The sequence below is a fragment of the Burkholderia sp. MR1-5-21 genome (genome assembly GCF_053427715.1).
Genome location: NZ_JBSAXD010000028.1, coordinates 1 through 11,426, shown reverse-complemented (window position 1 = coordinate 11,426; position 11,426 = coordinate 1). Strand labels below are relative to the sequence as shown.

General features: G+C 67.0%; 12 protein-coding genes. 8 read left to right on the top strand and 4 right to left on the bottom strand.

From position 1 onward, the window contains the following. The first annotated feature begins 28 nt into the window (after positions 1-28). The 7 genes from ACV229_RS30320 to ACV229_RS30290 all read left to right on the top strand — a co-directional run bounded on the left by ACV229_RS30320 (position 29) and on the right by ACV229_RS30290 (position 5,313). Positions 29-241: a DUF1656 domain-containing protein gene (locus ACV229_RS30320; RefSeq protein ID WP_448086772.1), complete on the top strand. Its 213-nt coding sequence runs from the start codon at positions 29-31 to the stop codon at positions 239-241. A gap of 1 nt (position 242) precedes the next feature. Further along, positions 243-1,229, top strand: coding sequence for an efflux RND transporter periplasmic adaptor subunit (locus ACV229_RS30315; protein ID WP_448086771.1), 987 nt, complete (start codon positions 243-245; stop codon positions 1,227-1,229). After that, positions 1,226-2,734, top strand: a complete 1,509-nt coding sequence (locus ACV229_RS30310; protein WP_448086770.1) for an efflux transporter outer membrane subunit — start codon at positions 1,226-1,228, stop codon at positions 2,732-2,734. Before ACV229_RS30315 ends, ACV229_RS30310 begins: the two co-directional genes overlap by 4 nt. A gap of 203 nt (positions 2,735-2,937) precedes the next feature. Then, positions 2,938-3,363 carry a TOBE domain-containing protein gene (locus ACV229_RS30305; protein ID WP_448086769.1) on the top strand — a complete coding sequence of 142 codons (426 nt, stop codon included), beginning with the start codon at positions 2,938-2,940 and terminating at the stop codon, positions 3,361-3,363. A 384-nt stretch (positions 3,364-3,747) separates the two neighbouring features. After that, on the top strand, positions 3,748-4,242 hold the full coding sequence (locus ACV229_RS30300) for a molybdopterin-dependent oxidoreductase (RefSeq protein WP_448086768.1): 495 nt from the start codon (positions 3,748-3,750) through the stop codon (positions 4,240-4,242). After that, entirely contained in the window at positions 4,239-4,829 is a 591-nt protein-coding gene (locus ACV229_RS30295) for a nitrogen fixation protein NifQ (RefSeq protein ID WP_448086767.1), read from the top strand. The genes ACV229_RS30300 and ACV229_RS30295 overlap by 4 nt, the downstream gene beginning before the upstream one ends. 73 nt (positions 4,830-4,902) lie before the next feature. After that, entirely contained in the window at positions 4,903-5,313 is a 411-nt protein-coding gene (locus ACV229_RS30290; RefSeq protein ID WP_448086766.1) for a winged helix-turn-helix domain-containing protein, read from the top strand. Between the two features lie 13 nt (positions 5,314-5,326). On the opposite strand, the gene ACV229_RS30285 is transcribed toward ACV229_RS30290, so the two are convergent. From ACV229_RS30285 to ACV229_RS30270, 4 genes are all read right to left on the bottom strand, one after another. Beyond that, positions 5,327-6,670 (bottom strand): DUF2325 domain-containing protein, encoded by a 1,344-nt coding sequence (locus ACV229_RS30285; protein WP_448086765.1) that lies wholly within the window; start codon positions 6,668-6,670, stop codon positions 5,327-5,329. Positions 6,671-6,694: 24 nt separating this feature from the next. Further along, positions 6,695-7,225 carry a hypothetical protein gene (locus tag ACV229_RS30280; protein WP_448086764.1) on the bottom strand — a complete coding sequence of 177 codons (531 nt, stop codon included), beginning with the start codon at positions 7,223-7,225 and terminating at the stop codon, positions 6,695-6,697. A gap of 234 nt (positions 7,226-7,459) precedes the next feature. Beyond that, positions 7,460-8,641 (bottom strand): helix-turn-helix domain-containing protein, encoded by a 1,182-nt coding sequence (locus ACV229_RS30275; protein WP_448086763.1) that lies wholly within the window; start codon positions 8,639-8,641, stop codon positions 7,460-7,462. Positions 8,642-8,819: 178 nt separating this feature from the next. Next, on the bottom strand, positions 8,820-10,712 hold the full coding sequence (locus tag ACV229_RS30270; RefSeq protein WP_448086762.1) for a serine hydrolase domain-containing protein: 1,893 nt from the start codon (positions 10,710-10,712) through the stop codon (positions 8,820-8,822). A 514-nt stretch (positions 10,713-11,226) separates the two neighbouring features. Here ACV229_RS30270 and ACV229_RS30265 point away from each other — a divergent pair. Continuing rightward, on the top strand, positions 11,227-11,426 hold a 200-nt coding region (locus ACV229_RS30265; protein ID WP_448086761.1), incomplete at its 3' end, for a twin-arginine translocation signal domain-containing protein.

Genomic DNA, 11,426 nt, shown 5'->3' with positions numbered 1-11,426 from the left:
CCTTTTCCACGCTTTTGCGACCGCGACCATGATCGGCGAAATCGACATCTTCGGCGTATTCGTGCCGGCCCCGCTCGTGCTGATGCTGATCGCCTACCTGATCAACGTCGTGATCCGCGCCGGTCTCACGCGCATCGGCTTCTATCGCCTCGTCTGGCACCGTTCGATCTTCGACCTCGGCATCTACGTGTTCGTGCTGGCCGCCGTCGTGATCGTCTCCCACCATCTCGTGGCTACCTAACGTGAAAAAATCCTGGCTCTCCGCAGGACAGATCCTGCTCACCCTGATCGTCGTCGTCGTGGCCGGCCTCGTGCTGTGGCGGATCATCAACTACTACATGTTCTCGCCGTGGACGCGCGACGGGCGCGTGAACGCCGACGTGATCCAGGTCGCGCCGGACGTGTCGGGCCTCATCACGTCGGTGGACGTCGTCGACAACCAGCCGGTCAAGCGCGGCCAGGTGCTGTTCGTGATCGACCAGGCCCGCTACACGCTCGCCGAGCGCCTCGCCGAAGCGACGCTCGACCAGCGCCGCGCGACGCTCGCGCAGGCGAAGCGCGAATACGCGCGCAACCTGCAGCTCGGCAACCTCGTCGCGAGCGAGCAGGTCGAGGAAAGCCGCACGCGCGTCGAACAGGGCGAGGCCGCGCTCGCGGATGCGCAGGTGTCGCTCGACACCGCGCGCCTGAACCTGCAGCGCACGACGATCGTAAGCCCCGTGGACGGCTACCTCAGCGATCGCGCGCCGCGCGTCGGCGAATACGTGCCGGCCGGGCGCGCGGTGCTGTCGGTGGTCGACCAGCATTCGTTCCGCGTCGACGGCTACTTCGAGGAAACCAAGCTGCGCGGGATCCATATCGGCCAGCCGGTCGACATCACGGTGATGGGCGAGCCGCATGTGCTGCGCGGCCACGTGCAGAGCATCGTCGCCGCGATCGAGGACCGCGACCGCACGCAGAGCGCGAACCTGCTGCCGAACGTGAACCCGGCGTTCAGCTGGGTGCGGCTCGCGCAGCGCGTGCCGGTGCGCGTCGCGCTCGACGAGGTGCCGGACGACTTCCGGATGATCGCGGGCCGCACCGCGACGGTTGCGATGCGCACGCCGGATGCGCGCCGCGACGACAAGACGAAATCGAACGGCGCAAGCGGTGCAGCCGCTGCGCAGCCCGCCTCGGGCGCATCAGCAACGGCAAGCGCAGCCACGAGCGTGGCGGGAGCGTCGCAATGACGCGGCACGGCATCCGGCTCGCGGCGGCGCTTGCGCCGCTCGCACTCGCACTCGCACTCGGCGCCTGCAAATCGGTCGGCCCCGACTACCACCTGCCGCAACAGGCGTACGTGAACGCGCCGCTCGCGAACGGTGCGCTCGACGGTGCCGGCGGCACGCTCGTGTCGTACGACGCGTTGCCCGGCAACTGGTGGCAGCTTTACGACGACCCGGTCCTCGACGATCTGGTCCGGGACGCGTTGAAATCGAACACCGACCTGCGCGTCGCGGCTGCGAACCTCGCGCGCTCGCGCGCAGCGATCGACGTCGCGAACGCGCAGGGCGGGTTTTCCGGCGGCGCGGAAGGCGCCGTGCAGCGCGCACAGGAGTCGGCCGAGCAGTATCTGCTGGAAAACAAGCTGCCGGTCGTGAACGAAGGCACGCTCGGCATCAGCGTGTCGTATGAGTTCGACCTGTTCGGCAAGCTGCGGCGCGGCATCGAAGCCGCGCGCGCCGACAGCGAGGCCGTCAAGGCCGCCGGCGATCTCGCGCGCATCACGGTCGTCGCGGACGTCGTGCGTGCGTATGTCGAAGCGTGCTCGGCCGGCGACGAGCTGGCGATCGCGAAGGAGTCGCTTGTGCTGCAGAAGCAGCGCGTCGGCATGTCCCAGCGGCTGCGCGACGCGGGACGCGGCAACCAGACCGACGTGACGCGCGGCGTGACGCAGGTGCGCACGCTCGCTGCCGACATCCCGCGCTTCGAAGGCCGCCGCAAGGTCGCGCAATACCAGCTCGCCGCGCTGCTCGCGCGTGCGCCCGCGGATCTGCCGAAAGCGGTCGCCACCTGCGAACGCCTGCCGACGCTGCGCCAGCCGATTCCGATCGGCGACGGTACCGCGCTGCTGCGCCGCCGCCCCGACGTGCGCGAAGCGGAGCGGCAGCTCGCCGCGGCGACCGCGCGGATCGGCGTCGCGACGGGCGCGCTGTACCCGTCGGTCAGCATCGGCGCATCGGCCGGTACGACCGGCGTTGCCGCCGACCTGTTCTCGCCGGCAACCAACCGCTGGTCGTTCGGACCCCTGATCAGCTGGACGTTTCCGATCAACGGCCAGCGTGCGCGCGTGCGCGAAGCCGAAGCCGCGACCGGCGGCGCGCTCGCGCATTTCGACGGCATCGTTCTGAATGCGCTGCGCGAAACGCAGACGGCCCTCGCGACTTATGCAGCCGACACGCAGCGCGCGGACGCGCTGCAGACCGCGCTCGAATCGGCGCAGCGTTCGGCCGACGAAACCCACCGGCTCTATCTGGCCGGCCGCGAATCGTTCATCTCGGATCTCGATGCGACCCGCACGCTGACGAGCGTGCATGCGCAAGTCGCGGCGGCCGAGGGGCAAGTCGCCGCCGATCAGGTGCGGCTGTTCCTGTCGCTCGGTGGCGGGTGGGAAACGGATGCGGCACCGGACGCACAACGCGCGCAGCCGCAAGCGGCGACGGCTGCGACGAATCCTACGGCTGCGCACGAATGACGATCGCGACGTAATGACGCAATAGCGCAGTAGCGATCGCTACATAGCGATCGCGTCGCATCTGCATGATTTCAAGGGGCTTTCCTGATTGGTGAAATAGCATCCGCGTGGTGCCGGCCGAGCGTAATGGCGGTAAACTGGCCGATGCTTTCCCTTCACTTTTCGCTGCCTCCGGGCAGCGACATCCCCAGCGGAGATTCATCATGCGAACCAGCGCCCGTAATCATTTCGTCGGTCAGGTCGCAGCCGTCAAGGCCGGCGCCGTCAACGACGAAGTCACGCTTCGCACGCAGGACGGCCTCGACATCGTCGCAGTCATCACGCACGGCAGCGCTGCATCGCTCGGTCTCGCGACCGGCTCCGCCGCGTTCGCGCTGGTCAAGGCGTCGTCGGTTCTCGTGATGGTGGACGTCGACAGCAGCAAGGTTTCGGCGCGCAACTGCATCGCGGGAACGGTTTCGTCGGTCACGAAGGGCGCGGTCAACTCGGAAGTTTCGATCACCGCGGCAGGCGGCGCGCAGCTCGTCGCAATCGTGACCAACGACAGCGCCGAGCGCCTCGGGCTCGCGAGCGGCAAGGCGGCAACGGCCATCTTCAAGGCGTCGAGCGTGATCGTCGGCGTCGAGTAACGCATCAAAAGGACGAATGGGCCGTGCATGATCCGGGATCGGCGCACGGTCGTCTTTGCAGCATCGAACGCGTTTGAATCGCTCGCGCGACGGCCGGTGATCGATGGCCTCGCGCGAGCGTGATCGTGATCGTGATCCTCTCGATCGCGATTTTCGCGCGTCGTGAACATCGCGGCGCAGCGGACCCATTCCCTGTCGTCTGATACGAATGGCGAACTGCTTGCGTGCAGCGATCCGCCACCACGCCACCGTCACCTTCCGAACCGGCGCGCCGGCCGGCAACCGCCCCAATTTTGATCGTGGATTTCGTCGCCTTCCCCGCGTAATATACGTCCCGCTATAACGCCTGATCAGCCGCTTGGGATTCGATCCGGAGGTGGAAGGATGAGCATTGCCGCAGTATCGACACTGCCCACTGAATACGCGAGCCGCGACGGCATCGTCTGCGTGACGGGCGACGTGCTCCAGCCGTTGTCGCTGTCCGTCGACACGCTCAGGCAATACGAGAGCGCGACTGCCGATCCGTTCGAGCTGCGCTGCTTCCGCACGCACCGCTTCATTCGGGCAGTCGAAGGCTACCGCGGCGTGCGGCTGACCGACCTCATTTCCCGCGCGCAGTTGCGCTGCGACGAACCCGGCGACTTCAAGCGAACCGTGTTCCTCGCCGTCGGGCAGGACGGCTATACCGTCACGTTCTCGTGGCACGAGCTGTTCAACACGCCTGTCGGCGACAAGGTGATCGTCGCGTACGAACGTGGCGGCCAGCCGCTCGAGTTGGCCGACGGCGCGCCGGTGTTGTTTTCGGGTGCCGACATCTTCGCCGCGCCACGCCACGTGAACCGGCTCGCGCGAATCATCGCGCGGGTGGTCGCGCCGTGACGTCCGCCGATCCATCCGTCGCCGTGCAGGCTTGCGAGCGGCAACGGAACGCGCTGCTGGCCGCTGCGGCCGATGCCGGTTCGCCCGACGCGATCCTGTTTGCCGCGCTGATCGCGGCGCGCGCCGGCCGCGGCGAACTGGCTTTGCTTGGACTGCCGCGTGCGCAGCTGGCCGCCCTGCTCGCCCGGCATTTTCCGCGATCGGCAGTCGCCGGCGTGGCCGCGTTGCCGATCGCGATTGCGAATCTCGCGCATGCGGACTTCGTCGCGACGCTGCACGCATTGCTGCTGCGCGACGTCAGCAGCACGGTCCGGGACGATGACGCCGATTGCGTTGCGTCGATCATCGCGCACGCGTGCCTGCGTCCCGATCATCTGTGGCGCGATCTCGGCCTCGACGGACGCGAAGCCGTCACCTGCATGCTGGAACGCTATTTCCCCACACTGGCCGCGCGTAACGTGGAAAACCTGCGCTGGAAGAAATTCCTCGCGCGGGAAGTCGCCCGATCCGTCGGCGTGGCGCCCGCGCCGGCGCCCGGATGCCCTGGCTGCGAAGACTACAAGGTGTGCTTTCCGCCGCTCCGCTAGCAGCTCGAACGATCGGCCCGTACGCAGTCGCGCCGCCCGCGCACGCATGGCACGTTCGTGTATTCTGTCGCGCATGACGAAACCCAAGACCGAGCCCACCACCGAGCTTACCCCGGCCGCGACGCGGCCCGAGATCGACGCACCGCAGGTCAGTTTCCGCATGCGCATCCGCAAGGGCGACACGGTTGCACTCGGGCCCGGCAAGGTGTCGCTGCTCGAAGCGGTGCGCGAGCACGGTTCGATCTCGGCTGCCGCGCGCAGCCTCGGCATGTCGTACCGCCGGGCCTGGCTGCTGATCGACGAACTGAACCGCTCGCTGACGTCGCCTGCCACCGTATCGGAGCAAGGCGGGCACAGCGGCGGCGGCTGCACGCTGACGCCGGTCGGCGAAGAAATCGTCCGCGTCTATCGCGAGATCGAGCGCCAGGCGCAGGAACATTGCGCGAAGCAGATCGCGGTGCTCACCGGACTCATGCAGCGCTGACGCAAGCGCGGCGCTATCCGTGCCGCAGGCAGAACGCCGACACGCGCGTGCAGCTCGACGGCGGCACCCCATCCTCCTGGCCGTCGCTCATCAGGTCGACGAAGCTGGCGACGCTCGCGGTCCTGAGCGGGCGATAGGCAATCCGATGCCGCTCGCACACGCGCTTCAGCGTATTCATCGAATCGTGGTCGATGCAGTCGACCGGGAACACGACCAGGTCTGCGCCGGGAATCAACGCCGCCAGCTTGCCTTTGCGGTCTTCGATGCCGCCGTCGTGAACGGTCAGCGTGCCGCCGGCGGATTCCACGAGCCGCCGGATCACCGCATTCGATCCGGGACGGCCGCCGACGTACACGATGCGCTTGCCCTGCGCGCGCTCGAGTGTCGCCGGCATACTCTCAGGTTCGGCGATTGTGCGCAGGACGGTTTGTTCCATCGCATGCGCTTCGCTCTTCATTGTCGCGATCGTGTCGCGACCCTCGTCGAGCTGCGCGCGTAAAGCCTGCACGCGCAGCTGTTCTTCCTTCAGCCGATCCTCGGCGGCCCGGCAACGGCTCGCGTGCAACGCGACGATCGCGTCACGTTCGCTCGCCGCATCGCGCAGCCGTGCAAGTTCCGCGTGCAGGTCGTCGTCCGCCGGCCGCGCGCGCCGGTTCGCCGCCGCAGTCAGCGCGTCGGTCGTCGCGCGCAGCGCACGCATGTCGGCATCGCGTTCGACGGCCAGCGTCTGCAGCCGGCTCTGCTGGCGCTCGATCTTGTTCCGGAGCCCCGCGTTCTCCTCTTCGAGTGCGACGAGGCGCCGGATGTCGGCGCGGTTGGCCGCGCCCACCAGATGCGACAGCATGTGGACATCGCCGAACGCGAGCTGCCGCACCACCAACGTGGCGGCCGGATGCGTGACGATGGCCCAGTACGCGGGCGGTATGTCGCCTGTCTTCAGCGCATCGGCCCACAACGCGCGCAGCGCGTCGGCGTCTTTCGCGAGACCGAAGCGCTTGATCGCGGTCGCGTAACGTTGATCGAGCGCCTTGTGCAGCGCTTTCGCGCCGTCACCGCCCTGCGCCGCCAGTTCGACCGCCGCATGATGGATCTGCAGGTCGGACGCGTGTTCGCGGTCCACGTCGGCGTAGCGCGGCACGAGCTTGCGCAGTTCCGCGGTCGTCAGGCACGTGCCGATCACCGAGCAGTGAACATGCGTATCGAGCTCGGCAAGACGCGTCCTGCGAAGCGCCGCGGACCGCTCGACCGGCGCGGGCGCGGATGGCGGCTCGCAGCAACGATCCTGCAGCGGACGGAACAGCTTCGAATCGGACGAGCCGGATGCCAGCCGGGACAGTCGAAACGGGGGCGTCTGCATCGCAAGCCTCTTTCAGTGAGCGACTCAGGCGAACGCGTCGATGCCGCGAGGCGGGATCGCGGCCGCTGTCGCACGTGTCGGCAGCGCGGATTGCGAATGGCATTCCAGCACGTGCGCGACGCACAGCGCGACCAGTTCCGCATCGAGCCGTTCCAGCGCCGTCGCTGCATCGCGCAGCTCGGTGTCGCCGGCAGGCGGCGACTGCGCGAAGATCACGTCACGGTGCCGTTCCGCGAGCGCGGCGCGCTCGAGATACCGGTTCAGCTCGGACACGCGGCGAAACCCGGCCTTCCCGGCCTGTCGCGACAGCAACGCGAGCAGGCTGTCGAAGCGCAGCGCATCCGTATCGTCGGGCGGCGGGACGGCCGCGCCGTGTGGCGCGAGCATCGCGATAAAACGCAGCACGCTGCCGCGCAGACGCCCGAACGCATCGACCACGTTCGCGATCCGCTCCGCGCGTGGCCCGTCCTCGCGCCGCCTCAGCGGCACGATCGTTGCGGACAGCACGCCGCACCTGTCGGCGGCGTCCCGCATCTGCTTCGCTCGTTCACCCATACCACCCTCGCTGCGATCGAGCCTGCGCACGCCTTCGATGGCGTACGACGCGCGATCGCCTGTCGCATTTCCATGGGTTCGTAATATACAGCAGAATATAGCGGCGGTTGAAATTCTTCGTTTTCAATTGGGGGGAAGCGGATGGTTCGAGCGTTGGGGCAGCGTGGCGGGCCGGCGTATCCGTTGCTCAGGAAACCTGCTGCGCCGAGCGTCACTCGTCACGCGTCGTCCGCGCTAGGCCGCCGCTGCAACGCTGGCCGATGCGTGACGCGCCTCGCTCGGCGTAAACGCGAAGCGTTGCCTGAACTGCTTGCCGAATGCCGACTGGTCGGAGAAGCCGCACATGTCGGCGATCTCTCCGATGCTGAGTTGCGGACTGCCTGCTTGCAGATAACGCAGGCTTCGCGCCAGCCGCGCTTCCTTGATGGTTTCCCCGACACTCATCGATTGCTCGCCGAACACACGGTAGAGCTGCGCGCGCGAGCAGTTGAGCGCACGGGCGATCTCCGCGGGCGTCAGGTCATGCCGGTGCAGGTTGTTCTCGATATAGCGCCGCGCGACGGCGAGCCGCGCTTCGGTTGGCGGACCCGCATCGCACGTGCCCGAGCCGAACTCGGCGCGGATCAGATCGACCGCCAGATCGACAGTCGCATCGAGGATGGTCGCGAGCGCGTCCGGCGTCAACGCGCTGCCCCGCATATCGAGCTGCGCCATTTGCGCCTGCAGGAACGGAGCCAGTTGCGCGTGATCGAGCAGGAACGCGATTCGCCCGAGTACGCCGGGGTCTCGTCCCATGGCCTCGTGAATGAGACTGCGCGGCAGGCGGAGATAGCTCGCACGCCCGTCGCTGCGCTGCGACCGCATCATCCGCCCGCAATCGAGCATGAAGAGCTGGCCCGCGTGAAACCGGTACTGCCGGCCATCCGATTGCTCGACCGCATACGTGCCGGCATGGATCTGGCAAAGCGCGATGTGCCCGTCCGACGGCCCCATGCGCAAACGGCTCCGCGTGGTCGCCGCCTCGACAGCAGCGTGCTGGCTGCACACGAACTGGGCGCGCGGACAGGAAAAGACCGCGCGGCGCCAGTAGAGATCGTCCGACGGGACACGCGCATCGACCGCCTTGAATGCATGGGCAATCGAACGATCCTTGCGCGAAGATGCAGGCAGACCGCCCATCGAAAGTCGCGCGAAAGCGGATTGCATTTCGACTGCAGGCTTGTTCTTTTTCGATTCCGAAGCCATCGAACTACCCCGTAAGCTGCGGCCGCGTCGAGCGCAATCTGCACGGCCATCCCTGACTTCGTCATCGGCAGGGATATCGGCATCTGGCGAGTTGCCGAACTCCCTGCTCCCCCGGAACGATGTCGGATACCTTTCCCTGACCGAACGCATCGTTGACGAACCGGCCAGCAAACCGGCACGCTTCGTCTTATCTTAACTGCCGGGTTAGCGGGCGGAAATACCGCGAATGCGGTAGTTCAGGGTCGGGGATCCCTGTGGCGACGGTACGCCGGGGACGCGCCCGGGTTCATCGAACATTTCACGTCGACGCCGGCGCTGTTCGCCGATCACGCGTTGTCGTTCGGGGCGATCAACTTGCCGGCGTGTAGGTCACGCCGCCGATCGTCATCGTGGGCGTATTGTTCACCGTCGTAAAGATGGCCTCCCACAGATCGCGACCATTCAGGCCCGGAATCTTGATGGCCATCCCGGCCCGGTCGTCGGCCAGCGGCAGCAGCATCTGCCAGGTGGGATTGCCACTATCGTCGCAGTTGCGCATCAGGATGTAGCCCGGCGCAGTCGTCAACTCACCGAGCCTGGCCTGCAGCACACCCGCGTGCGTCGTATAGCGGATCGTCGCGGGCGACTCGTTGCCCACCTGCCATGGCTTGCTCATGCGAGCCTTCCAGGTGTCGTCGAGCGCAGGCAGGTTGGTGGCGAGTTGTTGAAAGACGGGAGCCGTCAGATAGTCATAGCCGGCATTTTCGGTCGTGCGCGCCATCAGGTAGCGGTAGCTGTTGCCCGCGTCGTCCGGGTCGGGCACGACGGCGAAACCGAAGTTGGGCCCGCTGCCGCTCGCGCTCCACCACCAGCCGTCGCTGCCGTACCGGAACGGGCTTAGCGCATGCGCCACCCAGCCGGTGTCCGTCCAGACGTCCAGCGTCAGCGTATTCGCGTCGAGGCTCACCTGCACGACCGTATCGAAACTGGCGTAGATGCCGTCCGCCCCGCTCATTGCAGGCGCCGCGGCCGGTGCGGCTTGCGTGTTGCGGACCTGTGCGGGCAGCGCGGCAATCGTGCCGTCTTCCACCAGCGCGCGCAGCAGGATGTTTTCGGCGAGCGCCGCCGGCGTGAATCCCGCGTAGCCCGAGATCATCAGCGCCATCCGTGCGTCGGGCAACACGAAGAGCGTACTCGAGAAAGAGGTGTCGCCGTTCTTCTGCCATGCGGTGACGCCCACGCCATGAAGGGCCCTTTCCGCGCCGGTGTCCCACCCGAGCCCCCACGCATAGTCGGACGGCGGGTCGAGCTTCACGCCGACGATCCGCGTCTGGTCGAGCGCCATGCCGGCAATGCCGGCCGCCGACGCAATCCGCTGCCCCTGGTACACGCCCCGCGCGAGCAGCATCTGCGAGAACTTCATCATGTCGCCCGGCGTCGAGCTGATGCCGCCTGCGGCATACGCATTGACATACTCGGACGACGCATACCACGTGCCGCCCAGCCGCGCGTTCGGTGCGAGTCCGGGAGACGGCGCGGCGCCGGGGAATCCGGAACGCGTCATGCCGAGCGGGTCGAAGATGTTTTGCTGTACGAATGCGGGAAAGCTTTGCCGGGTGACGGCGAGAACCACCTGCTCGAACAGCGTGAAGCCATCGTTGCAGTACACGGCCAGTTCGCCGGGCGAGTGCTTCAGGTGGACATTCCTGAGTTCTGCATAGGTGTCGTCCGCGTAACCGGGCAGTCGCGCGAGCGACAAGAAATTATGGGAATTGTTGCCGGGCAGTCCGGATGAATGCGACAGCAGGTGACGCGTCGTGATGTTCACGTATTGCGGCGAGCGCATCGAAAACCCCGGCACGTATTCGACGATGGGTGTATCGAGCGCGATCAGATTCCGGTCCTGCAGGATCACGGCCGCGAGCGCGGCGAATACCTTGCTGACCGACGCGATATTGAACGGGGTCTCGACAGTGGCAGGCGTACCGGCTGCCGAGATCGCGCCGAACGCCTGTTGCCAGACGACGGCGTCGTTCTTGAGCAGCGCAATCGAGATCGCGGGTACGCCTCGCGCGAGGGCCGCCGCAATCTCCTGCTGGCCCCATGCGACGGTCTGGCCGTACGAGCTAATGGTATTGCCCCCGCAGCCTGGCAGCAGCGTCGCGAGCATCCCTGCCCCCGCATAGCCGAGGAATTGCCGGCGGCTCGTGCCGTCCGGATGCCCGGAATGATGGTGAGGTTCTGCAAGAGTAGGCTTCGGCACGCTGGTCACTTCCTGTTCTTATGGCCGGCACACCGGTATCGAAGCACCGGACGGCACGGCGGGCAATACGGCCCGAACGGCGCGACGCCACACAGCGATACGTGGCGTCGCGCCGTTTCCTGCCGTTTCGACGACAGGTCCCCTGGCCGGCTCGTTCCGTTCCCCATGTCCGGCAACCGAAGCGCTCCACGCTTCTCACGGACACCGGGCATCGTGGCACGAATGGGGCGGGAATCGTTAGTCGATCGGTCTCAATCGATTGGTCGGCGCGTTCCGTGCTGCGTTGCGGGGGACGCGACGACCATCTGCGCACCGAAAGATGAAACGCACCGACCAATCGATCGAGACGCATCAACTAACGCGTTCCGCCACGTGCGTGCCAGCATGGGGCACGCAGGGCGCCACGTCGTGACGGCCAGGTAACGGGGACCGGGGATCGGGTGGCCAGCGGTTGCGCGGCTGCAGGCGTACGCATGGGCGTCATGCCGTCAAAACACCAATCGGGAAAAAGACCATGAAGCATCCTGAACGTGCAGCCCTATCCGCCCACACCGCTGCAGCAACGTCGGCCGGTGTCAACCGCCGGCAATTCCTCGGCTATGCGGGAGCGGGCCTGCTGGCCGCCGCGTTGCCGGGCTGCGGCGACGCGATGAGCGCCACGCCCTATCGCAACACCATCGCGGCGGCCAGGCAATCCATCCAGGCCGCGCTGGG